This window comes from Methylobacterium sp. 092160098-2 (assembly GCF_028920805.1).
Classification (GTDB): Bacteria; Pseudomonadota; Alphaproteobacteria; order Rhizobiales; family Beijerinckiaceae; genus Methylobacterium; species Methylobacterium fujisawaense.
Map to the genome: position 1 here is coordinate 4,419,145 of NZ_JAQPZJ010000001.1, position 15,897 is coordinate 4,435,041.

Here is a 15,897-nt window from a genome sequence, read left to right on the forward strand (position 1 = left end):
TTCCGTGCAGTCCTGTCATCCAGGTCCGTCACACGGACAGACCCTTCAGGAAACCGGCGAGCCGCATCAACCCTTCGGGCCACGGTCCGTGCCCGCTCGCCACGTTGATATGGCCGGATTCGCCGGCATCGACCGTCAGCGAGCCCCAGGCATGGGCGAAGTCGTCGGCCCGGTCGTAGCGGCAATAGGGATCCGTCCGGCTGGCGACCAGAAGCGACGGGAAGGGCAGGGGGTCCCGCGGCACCGGCGCGAAGACGCGCGCCGCCGCGGGAACGTCGGGGTTTTCCTCCACGTCCGGGACGGAGACCAGCAGGGCGCCGCGCACCACCCCCGCGGGGAAGTGCGGCACCGCCTCGACGCAGGCCACGACGCCGAGGCTGTGGGCGATCAGGATGACCGGCCGGGTCGCCGCCGCGACCGCCTCGGCGATGCGCCCGCACCACGCCTCCGGTGTCGGGGCGTGCCACTGGTCCTGCTCCACCACCCGCGCCGTGGCGAGGCGGCCCGCCCAGCGGGCCTGCCAATGGTCTTCCTCGGAACCTCCGAGCCCCGGGACGATGAGGATGTCGCAATCGGCGGTCTTCATGTCGGATTGCCTAGAGCGGACCGGCGGAGACGTCGAGACCGCCCCGTCATTCGGCCGCGATCGGCGCGGCCTGCTCCAGCGCCTGGATGTGACGGGCGATCTGCATGGAGGCGCGGTTCTTCGCCTTGGCCTCGATCTCGAAATCCGCCCAGGCGAGATGGCGGGCGACGAGATCGTTCACCGCCCGGTTCCACATCATGTCGGAATGGGCCGCGAGATCCCGGACCGCGTGACCGGCCCCGCGCAGGGCGGGGAAGTCGGGCAGGGCGTCCGGATCGCAGTCGAACGAGACCGCCTCGCGCGACACGCTGATATGGGCCACGGGCCGCACGCCGCGCCAGGACTCCGTCACCCGGGCGATCCGGGGATCGTCCGGTTCGAGGTATGCGCCGCCGCTCTCGACCCAGTGGTGGTGCAGGTCGAGCACCACCGGCACGATGTCGGCGAGTTGCAGCACCGCGTCGAGGCCGAAGACGTTCTCGTCGTTCTCCACGGTGACGAGGTCGCGCGCCACCCGGCTCGCCCGGGGCAGGGTCTCGCGGAAGCCCGCGACCCCGGGGTCGCCGGCGCCGACATGGATGTTGATGTGGGCGCCGTGCGGGTGCCAGCCGCCGCCGTAGCCCATCCGGTCGAAGATCTCGGCGTGGTAGTCGAGTTCCGACAGGCCGTTCGCGATGGCCGCCGGGTTGCGGCTCGCCAGCAGGCAGAACGGCCCCGGATGGAAGCTCAGGCGCACGCCGAGCCGGCGTCCGAGGGCTCCGGCCTCCGCGAGGCCGCGCTCGACCAGCGCCGCCATCTCGGGCTCGGCGTAGATCGCCTGCGCGATGGGGTGAGTGTAGCCCGGCAGGACGTTGCTCGCCATGCGCAGGAGGCGCTCCAGGGGCGGCCGGGCCCCGACCCAGGCGATCTGGCGGGCCAGCGCAGCGAGGTTGTGGGCGACGAGGCCGGCGAGCTTGGCCCGCCGGGCGGCGGGCTCCAGCTTGGTGAGATGGGCCATGGTCACGCTGGTGAGGTTCATGTGCAGCGTGGCCTCCCGCTCCGCCTTGAGGGTGGCGTGGGTGCCGGGAGGCTCGTCCAGGACAAACTTGCAGCAGAATCCGAGGCGGGGCTGAGCGTGCATAACGGGCACAACGCGCGGAGGGCCGCAGCGTCCCCGCCAAATGCGCGGAACGGCCACGGCACGACGACGTTGGGAGTCCCGAGCGCGGCAGTTCCGCGCACTGGCCCCGATACATGCCTCCGTCACCGTCGCGTTCGACCGGACCATCCGAGACCGGCTCGATCCTGTGGATCCTGATGCTCGGCTCGGCTTTGGTCGCCCTCGCGGCGGCGCCGGCGCGGCGCGGCGTGTCGGCGGCTCCCCCCGCGAGCGAACCGCCCAGCGACCGCGAGCCGCCCGCCGGCGATCGGGGTTTGCAGAAGGGCGTGGCCGCGGGCGCGCGCTCGATCTCGGGGCGCGCCGCGCAGCTCACCGCCGCGACGCAGGCCGAGCGGGGCCGCGCCGCCGACAGCCCCACCGAGATGACGCGGTCCGGCTGGAAGGACATCGCCGTCCGGGTCTATCTGGAGTTCAACAAGGACCGGGTGCTGGCGGTCGCCGCCGGGGTGACCTTCTATTCGCTGCTGTCGCTGTTTCCCGCCATCGCCGCGCTGGTCTCCTGCTACGGCCTGTTCGCCGACGTGACCGTCATCAACGATCACCTCGCGCAGCTTCACGCGGTCCTGCCGTCCGGCGCGGTCGAACTCATCGGCGATCAGGTCAAGCGCATCGCCGCCAAGGGCAGCGGATCTCTCAGCATCACGTTCTTCTCCAGCCTGCTGCTGTCGCTCTGGAGCGCCAACGCGGCCATGAAGGCGATGTTCGATGCGTTGAACGTGGTCTACGAGGAGGAGGAGAAGCGCAATTTCTTCTGGCTGAACCTCCGGTCCCTCACCTTCACGGTGGGGGCTCTGCTGTTCATCATCATCGCGCTCAACGTGATCGTGGTCGTGCCGGTGGTGCTGAACTTCCTGGGCCTCGGCTCGACGGCGTGGCTGCTCGCGGCCCTGCGCTGGCCGGCGATCCTGATCGTCCTGCTCGGCGGCCTGTCGGTGCTCTACCGCTTCGGGCCGAGCCGGGAACATGCCCGCTGGCGCTGGGTCGGGGTCGGCAGCGTGGTCGCGGGCCTGCTCTGGCTCATCGCCTCGCTCCTGTTCTCCTGGTACGTCGCCAGCTTCGGCACCTACAACGAGACCTACGGCTCGCTGGGCGCGGTGATCGGCTTCATGACCTGGATCTGGATCTCCTCGACGATCGTGCTGCTCGGCGGCGAGATCAACGCCGAGCTGGAGCACCAGACCGCCCGCGACACCACCACGGGCGCGCCGCTGCCGATGGGCTTGCGCCGGGCGCGGATGGCCGACACCGTCGGCGCGGCCGCCTGACCGCGGCCTCGCCGGCGCCGGACGCGGCATTGCGATACGCTCCGGGACTGCCGAAAACCGTGCGCAATCCCTATATAGCTTCGCGAAAAGGGAGATCGCCATGGCCGACACGCCGACCACCAGCCCGGACACCCGCAGCGACGCGGAATGGCGCTCGACGCTGACGCCGGAGCAGTACCGGGTCCTGCGCGAGCACGGGACCGAGCGGGCCGGCACGAGCTGCCTGCTCGCCGAGAAGCGCGCCGGCACCTTCACCTGCGCCGGCTGCGGGCAGCCGCTGTTCGAGCAGGGCACCAAGTTCGAATCCGGGACCGGCTGGCCGAGCTTCTTCGAGCCCCTGCCGGGCGCCGTCGAGACCACGGTGGACCGCAGCCACTGGATGGTCCGCACCGAGGTCCACTGCGCCCGCTGCCAGGGCCATCTCGGCCACGTCTTCGACGACGGCCCGGCTCCGACCGGCCTCCGCTACTGCATGAACGGCGCGGCGATGAATTTCGAGCCCGCGGAATGAGGCGCGTTCCGGCCTAACCTGGGTTCGGAATTCGGGCTCAAAAGCCGGGATATCGGGGATAGAAGGCGCCGCGGCCGGAGCCTCGACCCGATCCGGTCTTGATTTCGTCGCGTTTTTGCTTAGCGCTCTATAGTCTCAGGTTGTCGCTGTCCGGTGATTGGCGACGGAAGCGGTCAGGCTCTGACGAATACGGTGTGGCAGTCCAGCTTATACGCCGTGCGGGTCGGTTCCACTTGCACCCTTCCGTGCGGCCCGGCGGCGCTGAGGGCTGTCCGCCGGATCGGCGCACTGCCGACCAAGCGGGAGGGGTTTTGAGTTCATGAGCACCGTTCGCCGATTTCTGGTCGCACCGTCCCTGGTCCGCCTGATCCGCAAGGAGCGGGGTGGCGCCCGGATCACCGAGGGGCACTTCGCCCCGCAGGGTGGCCGCGCGTCCTATGTGCGTGTCGACGGCCAAGTCTGCCAGCTGGTCTTGGTGAACAAGGGGGCGGACGGCATCCCGGTCGAGGAGCGCACCGACGTGCCGCGCGCCCACGGCGACGCCCTGCTGGACGTCTGCCCCGGGAAGGCCGCCTACGACCGCACCACCCTGAATGCCGGCGGCCGCGAGATCGCCATCGACCGCTACGTCACACCCGGCAGCCTTGACCTGATCAGCATCACCTTCGACAATGACGGCGATGCCGCGGCCTTCCATGCCCCGAGCTGGTTCGGCCGGGAGGTCAGCAACGAGCCGGCCTTCGAGCGGCAGGCCCTCGCGATCCAGGGCGTGCCGGCCGCCGAGGAGGTGGCGCTGAGCAACGCCGCGCTCGACGCGGTGCTGGACCTGATCGAGCCCCGGTTCGGCTTCGGCCGCTACGGCAGCAGCAGCCGGAACGCCGAGTCCGACGAGGGTGCGACGAGCGCCATGCGCCGGGCCGTGACGCCGGCCGCCGCAGCTGCCCCGGCCGCCGCGCCGGTCGTTCCGGCGCCCCCGGCCCCGGAGCCGGCTGCGGCCGCGCGCCCGCCCGAACCCGCCCCCGAGCATCACCCCGAGCCGGAGCCTCAGCCGGAGCCCGCGCCGGAGGCGGCCGCGCCCGCCGAGACGCCCGCCGCCCAGACCGGCCCGGGCGACCCCTTGCACGGGGATGCCCGCATCGACGACGTCATCGAGAGCCTGTCCCAGGCGCTCGGCGCTGCGATCCACCAGCAGCCCGATCACGCGGCGGAGAACAAGGACGCGAAGAGCGAGGATCCCGCCTCGATGTTCGAGCGCTGGACCGTCCGGCCCCGCCGGACCCAGCAGCAGACCTGAGCCCACGATAAGGCGCCATGCAGACGGGCCGCAGCGCAGATCGCGCTGCGGCCCGTCTGCGTTTCGGGACCCGGCCCTCCTCGGGCGGTCCCGGGGGATCCGGGCCTCTGTGCCGGGTGTCGACGGCTTGCGACGCAAGCGCATCTCCGCTCAGGCCTGGGGCAGGGGTGGGGCGGCCCGATCCCTCAATCGCGGATCACCACCGTCGCTCCGCCGTGGCTGCGGGCGAGGCCGAACAGGGCGGCGGCATGGCCGGGCGACAGGCGGATGCAGCCGTGGCTCGCCCGGCGCCCGAGGGCCCCGGTGGCATAGGTGCCGTGGATCGCGTAGCCGCCGCGGAAGAACATCGCGTGCGGCATCGGAGAGCCGTGATACTTGCGGGAGCGCCACATCGGCGCCATCAGCCCGACGCGGAACCGTCCGCTGGGCGTGACGTAGCCGCGACGGGCCGTGGACACGGGCCATTCATAGGCCGGATAACCGTCGACATAGACGCGCATGCGCTGCCGCGACTGGTCGATCCGCGCGACGACGCCGGCCGAGGCGGGCTCGATCAGGATGCCGGTGAGCAGCACGCCCAGGAACGCCGTTCGGGCCCGGTGGAATCCAGCCACGGACACTCTCCAGAGATCACCGGATGCCGTCGATCGGCCGGCTCAGTCCGCCGGAGACCAGAAACAGCCGCGCTTCTCAGCCTGCGCGCACTTGTCAGACGAGAGAAGTGACTTCGGCCGGGATCGACAGATTTTTGTCACGGATGGTTCCCGGCCCATAACCGTGCAGGCGTTGAGGCGCCGGATGATAATCGCTAGCGTGCCGGCACAATGGGAGGGTGCGCGGTCGTCGCACGGGATGGACATGGCACAGGCAATCCACGCGCCGGCTCCCGCCGCAGCGCCCCGCGAGCCTTGGTACAAGGTGCTCTATATCCAGGTCCTGATCGCCATCGCGCTCGGCGTGCTGCTCGGCTGGTACGACCCGGCCACCGGCAAATCGATGAAGTGGCTCGGCGACGCCTTCATCGGCCTGATCAAGATGATGATCGCGCCGATCATCTTCTGCACCATCGTGCACGGCATCGCGTCGATCGGCGACCTGAAGAAGGTCGGCCGGGTCGGGCTGAAGGCGCTGGTCTATTTCGAGGTGGTCTCCACCATCGCGCTCCTGATCGGCGTCATCGTCGGCGAGGTGATCAGGCCCGGCGCCGGGTTCAACGCCGACCCGTCGAAGCTCGACGCCAGCAAGGTCGCGACCTACGCCAGCAAGGCGGCCGCCGATTCCACCGTCGCCCACATCCTGGCGATCATCCCCAAGAGCTTCCTCGATCCCTTCGCCACCGGCGACCTGCTTCAGGTGCTGCTGATCTCGATCCTCACCGGCGTCGTGGTGACGAACCTCGGAGAGCGGGCGGCCGGCGTAAACCGGGCGATCGACACCGCCGGCCAGATCTTCTTCCGGATCATCGGCATCATCGTGAAGCTCGCCCCCGTCGGCGCCTTCGGCGCCATGGCCTTCACGATCGGCGAGTACGGCATCCAGAAGGTCTACGACCTCGCGTGGCTGGTCGGCACCTTCTACATCACGGCGCTGCTGTTCGTGCTCGTGGTGCTCGGGACGATCGCCCGGATCGCGGGCTTCTCGATCCTGCGCTTCCTCGCCTACATCAAGGACGAGTTGCTGATCGTGGTCGGCACCTCGTCCTCCGAGACGGTGCTGCCGCAGCTCATGACCAAGATGCGCCGGCTCGGCGCCTCGGACTCGGTGGTCGGCCTCGTCGTTCCGACCGGCTACTCGTTCAACCTCGATGGCACCAACATCTACATGACGCTGGCCACGCTGTTCCTGGCGCAGGCCGTGGGTGTGGACCTGTCGATCAGCCAGTACGCGACCATCATCCTGGTGGCGATGCTGACCTCGAAGGGCGCGTCGGGCGTCACCGGCGCGGGCTTCATCACCCTGGCGGCGACCCTCTCGGCGATCCCCAACAGCCCGGTCCCGGTGGCCGCCATGACCCTCGTGCTCGGGATCGACAAGTTCATGTCCGAGTGCCGCGCGCTCACCAACCTCGTGGGCAACGGCGTCGCCTGCGTGGTGGTCAGCCGCTGGGAAGGCGAGCTCGACGTGGCCAAGCTCAACGAGGTGATGGCCCATCCGCTCGCCATCGGCACCCACATCGCCGACGAGGCGCCGCAGCCGATGGGAACCGACAGCAAGGTCGCTGCCGCCGAGTGATGGGGTCGCCCGCGGCAGGATCCGGAGGGCGCCCGCGCCTCGGCATCGATCTCGGCGGCACGAAGATCGCCGGGATCGTCCTGGGCCGGGACGGCTCGACCCTGGCCGAAGCCCGGGTGGCCGCCCCGCGCGGCGCCTATGGGGAAACCGTCGAGGCCGTGGCCGATCTGGTCCTGCGTCTCGAAGCCGAAGCCGGTATGCCCTGCAGCGTCGGAATCGGCATGCCGGGGAGCCTGTCCCCGGCGACGGGCCTCGTGCGCAACGCCAACTCGCACTGGCTCAACGGACACCCGTTCGCGGCCGATCTCGAGCAGCGGCTGGAGCGGCCTCTGCGGATCGAGAACGACGCCAATTGCCTGGCTGTGTCGGAGGCGATCGACGGTGCCGGCGCCGGGGCCCGTGTGGTCTGGGCCGTGATCCTGGGCACCGGCGTCGGCTCCGGCATCGCCCTCGACGGGCGGGTGCTCACGGGCCGCAACGGCATCGCGGGCGAATGGGGCCACGGTCCCCTGCCGGCCCCCCGCGACGACGAGCGACCGGGTCCCGCCTGCTATTGCGGCCGCCGGGGCTGCGTCGAGACTTGGCTGTCCGGGCCCGGGATGGCGGCGGACCACGCCCGGCGGCACGGCGGCAGCCTCACCGCGGAGGCCGTCGTCGCCGAGGGCCGGACCGGCAGTCCGGCGGCGCAGGAGACGCTGGCCGCGCATCTCGAGCGGCTCGGGCGCGCGGCCGCCCAGGTGGTGAACCTGCTGGACCCGGATGTGATCGTGATCGGCGGCGGCCTGTCGCGGATCCCGGAGCTGATCGCCGGCCTGCCGGCCGCGATCGCCCCCCATGTCTTCTCGGACACCTTCGACACCCCCGTGCGGGCGAGCCTGCACGGCGACGCATCGGGCGTGCGCGGCGCGGCATGGCTGTGGGAGGCAGAGGGCGCCTGATCCCGGCCAGGGCCCCCTTGCATGATCGGCCGCCCCTTGCACGATCGACCGCCCGCGGCCCGCGCGACGGGTCTCGGATGCGCCGTCAGCCGGGCCAGCTCGCACGGTCCGCCCCGCCGGGCTGGGCGGCCGGCGCCCCTTTTCACCAACACGTTCCTTGCCGGCGCGCGGGGGGCAGGGCAGGGCTAGGAAGCCCCCCAGACCCGAAGCCCCGATGATCGTCCGCACCCGGCCCAACCTGCTGACCCTGCTGTTCACCCTGCGCGGCTCGATCCTGCCGCGGGTGGCGCCGAAGCTCGCAGGGATCGTCGCGGTGTCCTGCGCGGTGGTCTGGGCGGAATCGCGATGGCCCGAACTGTTCCCGGTCACCGCGGGGGTCACCCCGTTCACGGTGGTCGGCCTCGCCCTCTCGATCTTCCTGAGCTTCCGCAACAACGCCTGCTACGAGCGTTGGTGGGAAGCCCGGAAGCACTGGGGCAACCTGATCGGCGAGGTGCGCAACCTCGCACGCATCCTCCCGGCCCTGCTGCCGGAGCGGGAGGCGGCGCGCCAGCTCCGACGCCTCTCGGCCTTCGCCCACGGGCTTCATGCCCGCCTGCGCGCCCTCGACGAGGCCGCCGCGGTGGGCCGGATGAGCCCCGGATCGGACCTGTCGGGCCCGAATCCCACCGACTCGATTCTGGGCGCCATCACCCGGGACCTGGCCGCGCTGATGCGCGCGGGCGGGCTCAGCGACATCCAGTTCGGCATCCTCGAAGCCCGGATCGAGGCGCTGTCGGGCGTGCACACCGCCTGCGAGCGCCTCGCCAACACGCCGCTGCCCTTCGCCTATACCCTCTTGGTGTACCGGACCGCGTGGCTCTACTGCCTGCTCCTGCCGGTGGGCCTCACGGGCTCCCTGGGCTGGGCGACGCCCGTCGTGGTGGCGCTCGTAGCCTACACGTTCTTCGGCCTCGACGCCCTCGGGGACGAGCTCGAGGAACCGTTCGGCACCGAGCCGAACGACCTGCCCCTCGACGCCATGGTCCGCGCCGTCGACCGGATCGTGCACCACGCCCTCGGCGAGCCGATGCCGGACGCGCTCGCGCCGGATGGGTATTGGCTGCGCTAGCGTCGGCGCCTAGCCGTTCCAGGCGCGCAGCACCGGCTCGGTGCGGTCGTGTTCGTAGCCGAGCACCGAGACGCTCGCTGTGCCGAGGACGAGAAGCGCCCCTCCCTGCGGCGGCAGCCCGATCCAGCGCGCGGCGAGCACCCGCAGGACATGCGCGCTGGAGAACACGACGAGGTCGGCATCACGGGCGCGGGCCCGGGCGATGATCCGGTCCGCCCGAACGCCGACCGCCTCCGCCGTCTCGCCGCCGGGGCAGCCGTCGCGGAACAGGCGCCAATCCGGCCGCTCGGCCAGGATCGCCTGCGTGGTCCGGCCCTCGTAGGCGCCGTAATCCCACTCCGCGAGATCCGGATCGATCACGCGCCGGTCACCGAAGCCCGCCAGCGCGCAGGTCGTGGCCGCCCGGCTCGACGGGCTCGACCAGACCTCCGCGTAGGAGCGGGCCGCGAGGCGCGGGGCGAGGGCGCGCGCCGCTTCCTCGCCCTCCTGGGTCAGGGGAATGTCGCTGCGCCCGGTATGCTGGCCGGATCGGCTCCAGGCGGTCTCGCCGTGGCGGACCAGCGTGATCTGCGGGAACGGGCTCTCGGACATGCACGCCTCCCCGGGCCCGCCCTCGGCGGGCCTGCCATCAACGCGGCCGCCGCGCTTCGGTCTCATCCACCCGGCAAACCCCCGCAAGTTCGTGCTTGCGCCCACCGCGAAACGCACATAAACATATCTTTATGTCTATTGAACGCAGGCAAGAGGCGGGATCGATCCCCTTTCCGGAAGCCCTGGGCGTCCTGCGTGCGGCCGCCGAGGAGACGCGCCTGCGCATCCTGGCGCTGCTCGCCGAGGGGGAATTGTCGGTGTCCGACCTGACCGACATCCTCGGCCAGTCGCAGCCGCGGATCTCGCGGCATCTCAAGCTTCTGGTGGAAGCCGGGCTTGTCGAGCGTCACCGCGAAGGGGCCTGGGCGTTCTTCCGGCTGTCCGACGCCCGCGCCGGCCTGGCGGATCCGCTGCTGTCCGGCCTCGACCGGACCGCACCGCCCCTGTCGGAGGACCGCGCCCGGCTCGACGCCGTCCGCGTTCAGCGGGCCGAGGCGGCCGAGACCTTCTTCGCCCGGCTGGCGCCCAAATGGGACGAGCTGCGCTCCCTGCACGTGCCGGAGGCGATCGTGGAGGCGGCGGTGCTGGACGCCCTGGGCGACCGGCCGATCGGCAGTTTGATCGATCTCGGCACCGGGACGGGCCGCATGCTCGGCCTGCTGGCTCCCCGGGCCAGCCGCGCCACCGGGCTCGATTCGAGCCATGCCATGCTGTCCGTCGCCCGGGCCAACCTGGAGCGCCAGGGTCTGTCGCGGGTGGATCTGCGGCAGGGCGACATCCACGCGCCGCCCTTCGCCCGGTCGAGCTTCGACCTCGTGGTGGTCCATCAGGTGCTGCATTATCTCGACGACCCGGCCCGGGCGCTCCGCGGCGCCGCGCGGCTGGTGGCGCCGGGCGGCCGTCTGCTGGTGGTGGATTTCGCGCCGCACGAGCTGGAATTCCTGCGCACGGGCCAAGCCCACCGACGCCTCGGCTTCTCCGCCGAGCAGGTCTCCGGCTGGCTCACGGAGGCCGGTCTCGCCACGGTCGGCACGCGCGATCTGGCGCCGCGCGAGTCGGGTCAGCTCACCGTCACCCTCTGGCTGGCCCAGGACGGTCTGGCCGACGAGACTGAACAGCCCCGGCGCGCCGTCGCCTGACATCCAGAACCTTCGCAGACTTCGTCTGAACCGATCGACATAGAGGACGAGACCCCGATGCGCCGCTCCACCCACCGCGCCAGCCGCGACGGCTACCACCCGATCCGCGTCTCGATCGAGTTCTTCCCGCCGAAGACCGAGGAGATGGAGAAGATCCTCTGGGGCTCGATCGAGCGTCTGGCGCCGCTTCAGCCGAGCTTCGTCTCGGTGACCTACGGGGCCGGCGGCTCCACCCGGGAGCGCACCCACAACACGGTGGCCCGGATGGTCCGCGAGACCGGCCTGAAGCCGGCCGCGCACCTCACCTGCGTGGACGCCACCCGGGAGGAGATCGACGCGGTGGTCCAGTCCTACTGGGATGCGGGCGTGCGCCACATCGTGGCGCTCCGCGGCGACCCGGCGGAGGGCGTCGGCCACGCCTACCGGCCGCATCCGGGCGGCTACGCGTCGACCGCCGAGCTGGTCGAGGGGATCAAGCGGATCGGCGACTTCAAGGTCTCGGTCTCGGCCTATCCCGAGAAGCACCCGGAGGCGGCCTCGCTCGACGCGGACATCGAGGCCCTGAAGGCCAAGGTCGATGCCGGCGCCGATCAGGCGATCACCCAGTTCTTCTTCGAGAACGAGGTCTTCCTGCGCTACCTGGAGAAGGTCCGGGCCGCGGGGATCACGATCCCGATCATCCCGGGCATCCTGCCGGTGCAGAACTTCAAGCAGGCGGCGAACTTCGCCCGCCGCACCGGCGCCTCGGTGCCCTACTGGCTGGCCGCCCGGTTCGAGGGCCTGGAAGACGACGTGGAGACCCGCCGCCTCGTCGCCGCCGCGGTGGCGGCCGAGCAGGTGCTCGACCTCGTGGACGAGGGCGTCAACGACTTCCACTTCTACTCGATGAACCGCTCGGATCTGGTCTACGCGATCTGCCACCTGCTCGGCCTGCGCGCCCAGGCGCCGAAGCTGGCGGCCGCCAAGGCGGCGGCTTAATTCCCGAGGCCGCGCTCGACACCCCCGATCCGTCCTCGCGAGCGCAGCGAAGCGACCCAGGACAGCGCGACATCCGTGAGCGTGGCGCTGCTGGACTGCTTCGCTCTGCTCGCAGAGACGGGGACGCCTCCGCGCCCATGGTACGGAAGCGTCTGGTAGAATGAAGGTTTTCACTCTCCTGAGGTGCCGCGCGAGCGGCCTCGAAGGCGGGCTCCAGGGAACACCGAGATATCTGGAGGCCTCCTGCGAGGCCTCCGCTTCGCTCCGGCACCTCGGGACGAGGTGATCTGACAGGACGCATGATGACCGATTTTGCCCCCGTCGACGGTACCGCGATCGCACAGGCGCTGCGCCAGCGCGCGGCGGAGAAGATCCTCGTCCTCGACGGTGCGATGGGCACCGTGATCCAGCGGCTGAAGTTCTCGGAAGAGGATTTTCGCGGCGACCGGTTCAAGGATCACGGCCACGATCAGAAGGGCAACAACGACCTCCTGATCCTGACCCAGCCCGACGCGATCCGGCAGATCCACCTCGACTACTTCCTGGCCGGCGCCGACGTCTGCGAGACCAACACCTTCTCGGGCACCACCATCGCCCAGGCCGATTACGGCATGGAGTCGATCATCCACGAGTTGAACCGGGAGGGCGCGCGTCTCGCCCGCGAGGCCGCCAGGCTCGCCGAGGAGACGGACGGCCGCCGCCGCTTCGTGGCCGGCGCCATCGGCCCGACGAACCGCACCCTGTCGATCTCGCCGGACGTGAACAACCCGGGCTTCCGGGCCGTCACCTTCGATCAGGTCAAGCAGGCCTACGTGGAGCAGGTCCGCGGCCTGATCGACGGCGGCGCCGAGCTGATCCTGATCGAGACGATCTTCGACACGCTCAACGCCAAGGCGGCGGTGGCGGCGGCGTGGCAGGTCTTCGACGAGACCGGCATCCGCCTGCCGATCCAGATCTCCGGCACGATCACGGATCTCTCGGGCCGCACCCTGTCGGGCCAGACCCCGGCGGCCTTCTGGCACGCCCTGCGCCACTCCGATCCGCTGACCTTCGGCCTCAACTGCGCGCTGGGCGCCCGCGAGATGCGCGGCCACATCGCCGAGCTGTCGCGGATCTGCGACACGCTGGTCTGCGCCTATCCGAATGCCGGCCTGCCCAACGAGTTCGGCCTCTACGACGAGAGCCCGGAGGCGATGGGCAAGCTGGTCGGCGAGTTCGCCGAATCCGGCCTCGTCAACATGGTCGGCGGCTGCTGCGGCACCACCCCGGACCATATCCGCGCGATCAGCGAGGCCGTCGCCGGCAAGGCGCCGCGGCCGATCCCCGATATCCCCCGCCTGATGCGGCTGTCGGGCCTCGAGCCCTTCGTGCTCACGCCGGAAATCCCCTTCGTGAACGTCGGCGAGCGCACGAACGTCACCGGCTCGGCCAAGTTCCGCAAGCTCATCACCAACGGCGACTACGCGGCGGCGCTCGACGTCGCCCGCGATCAGGTGGCGGCCGGCGCCCAGGTGATCGACGTCAACATGGACGAGGGCCTGCTCGACTCCCAGAAGGCGATGGTCGAGTTCCTCAACCTCGTCGCCGCCGAGCCCGACATCGCCCGGGTGCCCGTGATGGTCGATTCCTCGAAGTTCGAGGTGATCGAGGCGGGGCTCAAGTGCATCCAGGGCAAGCCGATCGTGAACTCGATCTCCATGAAGGAGGGCGAGGAGAAGTTCATCGAGGCCGCCAAGGTCTGCCGCTCCTACGGCGCCGCCGTGGTGGTGATGGCCTTCGACGAGCAGGGGCAGGCGGATTCCTACGAGCGCAAGGTCGAGATCTGCACCAAGGCCTACCGGATCCTGACCGAGCAGGTCGGCTTCCCGCCCGAAGACATCATCTTCGACCCGAACATCTTCGCGGTCGCCACCGGCATCGAGGAGCATAACGGCTACGGCGTCGCCTTCATCGAGGCGACCCGCACGATCCGCGAGACCCTGCCGCACGCCCACATCTCGGGCGGCGTCTCGAACCTGTCCTTCGCGTTCCGCGGCAACGAGCCGGTGCGCGAGGCGATGCACGCGGTGTTCCTGTTCCACTGCATCCAGGCGGGCATGGACATGGGCATCGTCAATGCCGGCCAGCTCGCCGTCTACGACGAGATCCCGGCGGAGCTCCGCGAGCTCTGCGAGGACGTGGTCCTCAACCGGCGCGACGATTCCACCGAGCGCCTGCTGGAGGCCGCCGAGCGGTTCAAGACCGGCGCCTCGGCCCAGGCCAAGACCGCCGACCTGACCTGGCGCGAGGCGCCGGTCGGGAAGCGCATCGAGCACGCCCTGGTCAACGGCATCACCGAGTACATCCTGGCCGACACCGAGGAGGCCCGCCAGGGCGTGGAGCGGCCGCTCCACGTCATCGAGGGCCCGCTGATGGCCGGCATGAACGTGGTCGGCGACCTGTTCGGCGCGGGCAAGATGTTCCTGCCGCAGGTGGTGAAGTCCGCCCGCGTGATGAAGCAGGCGGTGGCCTATCTCGAGCCCTACATGGAGGCCGAGAAGCTCGCCAATGGCGGCGACGGCAAGCGCCAGGCCGCCGGCAAGGTGCTGATGGCCACCGTGAAGGGCGACGTCCACGACATCGGCAAGAACATCGTCGGCGTCGTGCTGGCCTGCAACAACTACGAGATCATCGATCTCGGCGTGATGGTGCCGGCCGCCAAGATCCTGGAGACCGCCAAGCGCGAGCAGGTCGACATCGTCGGCCTGTCCGGCCTGATCACCCCGTCGCTCGACGAGATGGTCCACGTGGCGGGCGAGATGGAGCGCGAGGGCCTGGACGTGCCGCTCCTGATCGGCGGCGCCACCACGAGCCGCGTCCACACGGCGGTGAAGATCCACCCGGCCTACGCCAAGGGGCAGGCGGTCTACGTCACCGACGCGAGCCGGGCGGTCGGCGTGGTGTCGAGCCTGATCTCCAAGGAGACCCGTGGGCCCACGATCGAGAAGGTCCGGGCCGAGTACGCCAAGGTCGCCGACGCCCATAAGCGCTCGGAGGTCGACAAGCAGCGGCTGCCGCTGGCCAAGGCGCGGGCCAACGCCTTCAAGGTCGACTGGTCGGGCTACAAGCCGGCCAAGCCGACCTTCACCGGCACCCGGGTCTACGGCTCCTACGAGGTCGCCGACCTCGTGCCCTACATCGACTGGACGCCGTTCCTGCAGACCTACGAGTTCAAGGGCCGCTTTCCGGCGATCCTGGACGATCCCGAGCAGGGACCGGCCGCCCGCGCTCTCTACGAGGACGCGCAGGCGATGCTGAAGCAGATCGTTGAGGAGCGCTGGTTCAACCCGAAGGCGGTGATCGGCTTCTGGCCGGCCAACAGCGTCGGCGACGACATCGCGCTCTACACCGGCGAGAGCCGGTCGGAGCGGCTCGCCACCTTCCACGGCCTGCGCCAGCAGCTCTCGAAGCGCGACGGGCGCGCCAACACCTGCCTGTCGGACTTCGTGGCGCCTTCCGAGACCGGCATCGCCGACTATGTCGGCGGCTTCGTGGTCACGGCCGGCCTGGAGGAGGTGCGGATCGCCGAACGCTTCGAGCGGGCGAACGACGATTACCGGGCGATCCTGGTCAAGGCGCTCGCCGACCGCATCGCCGAGGCCTTCGCCGAGCGCATGCACGAACGGGTGCGCAAGGAGTTCTGGGGCTACGCGACGGAGGAGGCCTACGCCCCCGAGGAGCTGGTGCTGGAGAAATACGACGGCATCCGCCCGGCTCCCGGCTACCCGGCCCAGCCCGACCACACCGAGAAGACGACCCTGTTCGACCTGCTGCGGGCCGAGAGCCGGATCGGCGTGAAGCTCACCGAATCCTACGCCATGTGGCCGGGCTCGTCGGTGTCGGGGATCTACATCGCCCACCCGGAGGCGCACTATTTCGGCGTCGCCAAGGTGGAGCGGGATCAGGTCGAGGATTACGCCGTCCGCAAGGGCATGGATGTCCGCGAGGTCGAGCGCTGGCTCGGGCCGATCCTGAACTACGATCCGGCGCGGTATCTGGCGCAGGCGGCGGAGTAGGGGCGGGGGCTCGACGCACCACGAGGCCATACGGTCTT

General features: G+C 70.4%; 13 protein-coding genes. 9 read left to right on the forward strand and 4 right to left on the reverse strand.

Features of this window, described 5'->3' with window-relative positions; translation table 11 throughout:
• Nucleotides 1–28 precede the first annotated feature (28 nt).
• Together PQI07_RS20890 and PQI07_RS20895 are read right to left on the reverse strand one after the other, a co-directional pair.
• The gene (locus tag PQI07_RS20890; RefSeq protein WP_043384382.1) at nt 29–586 is read right to left on the reverse strand and encodes an RBBP9/YdeN family alpha/beta hydrolase; all 558 of its coding nucleotides are present in this window, start codon (nt 584–586) and stop codon (nt 29–31) included.
• Nucleotides 587–632: 46 nt separating this feature from the next.
• Nucleotides 633–1,706 carry an apurinic/apyrimidinic endonuclease family protein gene (locus tag PQI07_RS20895; protein ID WP_274927315.1) on the reverse strand — a complete coding sequence of 358 codons (1,074 nt, stop codon included), beginning with the start codon at nt 1,704–1,706 and terminating at the stop codon, nt 633–635.
• A gap of 113 nt (nt 1,707–1,819) precedes the next feature.
• Here PQI07_RS20895 and PQI07_RS20900 point away from each other — a divergent pair, with 113 nt between their 5' ends.
• From PQI07_RS20900 to PQI07_RS20910, 3 genes are all read left to right on the forward strand, one after another.
• Complete coding sequence (locus PQI07_RS20900) at nt 1,820–3,010, forward strand: YihY/virulence factor BrkB family protein (RefSeq protein WP_043384377.1); 1,191 nt, start codon at nt 1,820–1,822, stop codon at nt 3,008–3,010.
• A gap of 100 nt (nt 3,011–3,110) precedes the next feature.
• Nucleotides 3,111–3,521, forward strand: a complete 411-nt coding sequence (gene msrB, locus PQI07_RS20905) for a peptide-methionine (R)-S-oxide reductase MsrB (RefSeq protein WP_043354431.1) — start codon at nt 3,111–3,113, stop codon at nt 3,519–3,521.
• Between the two features lie 319 nt (nt 3,522–3,840).
• Nucleotides 3,841–4,815: a CYTH domain-containing protein gene (locus tag PQI07_RS20910; RefSeq protein ID WP_043384373.1), complete on the forward strand. Its 975-nt coding sequence runs from the start codon at nt 3,841–3,843 to the stop codon at nt 4,813–4,815.
• A gap of 185 nt (nt 4,816–5,000) precedes the next feature.
• On the opposite strand, the gene PQI07_RS20915 is transcribed toward PQI07_RS20910, so the two are convergent.
• The gene (locus tag PQI07_RS20915) at nt 5,001–5,429 is read right to left on the reverse strand and encodes a L,D-transpeptidase (protein WP_274927316.1); all 429 of its coding nucleotides are present in this window, start codon (nt 5,427–5,429) and stop codon (nt 5,001–5,003) included.
• A gap of 244 nt (nt 5,430–5,673) precedes the next feature.
• On the opposite strand from PQI07_RS20915, the gene PQI07_RS20920 reads away from it, so the two are divergent.
• The 3 genes from PQI07_RS20920 to PQI07_RS20930 all read left to right on the forward strand — a co-directional run bounded on the left by PQI07_RS20920 (nt 5,674) and on the right by PQI07_RS20930 (nt 9,096).
• Entirely contained in the window at nt 5,674–7,047 is a 1,374-nt protein-coding gene (locus PQI07_RS20920; protein ID WP_043354440.1) for a dicarboxylate/amino acid:cation symporter, read from the forward strand.
• Nucleotides 7,047–7,985, forward strand: a complete 939-nt coding sequence (locus PQI07_RS20925; RefSeq protein WP_274927317.1) for an ROK family protein — start codon at nt 7,047–7,049, stop codon at nt 7,983–7,985. Before PQI07_RS20920 ends, PQI07_RS20925 begins: the two co-directional genes overlap by 1 nt.
• A 214-nt stretch (nt 7,986–8,199) precedes the next feature.
• Nucleotides 8,200–9,096 carry a bestrophin family protein gene (locus tag PQI07_RS20930; RefSeq protein WP_043384367.1) on the forward strand — a complete coding sequence of 299 codons (897 nt, stop codon included), beginning with the start codon at nt 8,200–8,202 and terminating at the stop codon, nt 9,094–9,096.
• Nucleotides 9,097–9,105: 9 nt separating this feature from the next.
• Here the strand turns inward: PQI07_RS20930 and PQI07_RS20935 are convergent, their stop codons facing one another.
• Nucleotides 9,106–9,687, reverse strand: coding sequence for a histidine phosphatase family protein (locus tag PQI07_RS20935; protein WP_274927318.1), 582 nt, complete (start codon nt 9,685–9,687; stop codon nt 9,106–9,108).
• 131 nt (nt 9,688–9,818) lie between these two features.
• Here PQI07_RS20935 and PQI07_RS20940 point away from each other — a divergent pair, with 131 nt between their 5' ends.
• The 3 genes from PQI07_RS20940 (at nt 9,819) to metH (ending at nt 15,859) form a co-directional block, all read left to right on the forward strand.
• Entirely contained in the window at nt 9,819–10,826 is a 1,008-nt protein-coding gene (locus tag PQI07_RS20940; RefSeq protein ID WP_043354422.1) for an ArsR/SmtB family transcription factor, read from the forward strand.
• Between the two features lie 57 nt (nt 10,827–10,883).
• The gene (gene metF, locus PQI07_RS20945) at nt 10,884–11,804 is read left to right on the forward strand and encodes a methylenetetrahydrofolate reductase [NAD(P)H] (protein ID WP_043384357.1); all 921 of its coding nucleotides are present in this window, start codon (nt 10,884–10,886) and stop codon (nt 11,802–11,804) included.
• A 302-nt stretch (nt 11,805–12,106) separates the two neighbouring features.
• On the forward strand, nt 12,107–15,859 hold the full coding sequence (gene metH, locus PQI07_RS20950) for a methionine synthase (protein ID WP_274927754.1): 3,753 nt from the start codon (nt 12,107–12,109) through the stop codon (nt 15,857–15,859).
• Nucleotides 15,860–15,897: the final 38 nt, after the last annotated feature.

Coding starts and splice junctions, on each gene's coding strand:
- PQI07_RS20890 (WP_043384382.1), bottom strand. CDS start 586: ATGAAGACCGCCGATTGCGACATCCTCATCGTCCCGGGGCTCGGAGGT.
- msrB (WP_043354431.1), top strand. CDS start 3,111: ATGGCCGACACGCCGACCACCAGCCCGGACACCCGCAGCGACGCGGAA.
- PQI07_RS20940 (WP_043354422.1), top strand. CDS start 9,819: ATGTCTATTGAACGCAGGCAAGAGGCGGGATCGATCCCCTTTCCGGAA.
- PQI07_RS20930 (WP_043384367.1), top strand. CDS start 8,200: ATGATCGTCCGCACCCGGCCCAACCTGCTGACCCTGCTGTTCACCCTG.
- PQI07_RS20920 (WP_043354440.1), top strand. CDS start 5,674: ATGGCACAGGCAATCCACGCGCCGGCTCCCGCCGCAGCGCCCCGCGAG.
- PQI07_RS20925 (WP_274927317.1), top strand. CDS start 7,047: ATGGGGTCGCCCGCGGCAGGATCCGGAGGGCGCCCGCGCCTCGGCATC.
- PQI07_RS20935 (WP_274927318.1), bottom strand. CDS start 9,687: ATGTCCGAGAGCCCGTTCCCGCAGATCACGCTGGTCCGCCACGGCGAG.
- metF (WP_043384357.1), top strand. CDS start 10,884: ATGCGCCGCTCCACCCACCGCGCCAGCCGCGACGGCTACCACCCGATC.
- metH (WP_274927754.1), top strand. CDS start 12,107: ATGACCGATTTTGCCCCCGTCGACGGTACCGCGATCGCACAGGCGCTG.
- PQI07_RS20900 (WP_043384377.1), top strand. CDS start 1,820: ATGCCTCCGTCACCGTCGCGTTCGACCGGACCATCCGAGACCGGCTCG.
- PQI07_RS20895 (WP_274927315.1), bottom strand. CDS start 1,706: ATGCACGCTCAGCCCCGCCTCGGATTCTGCTGCAAGTTTGTCCTGGAC.
- PQI07_RS20910 (WP_043384373.1), top strand. CDS start 3,841: ATGAGCACCGTTCGCCGATTTCTGGTCGCACCGTCCCTGGTCCGCCTG.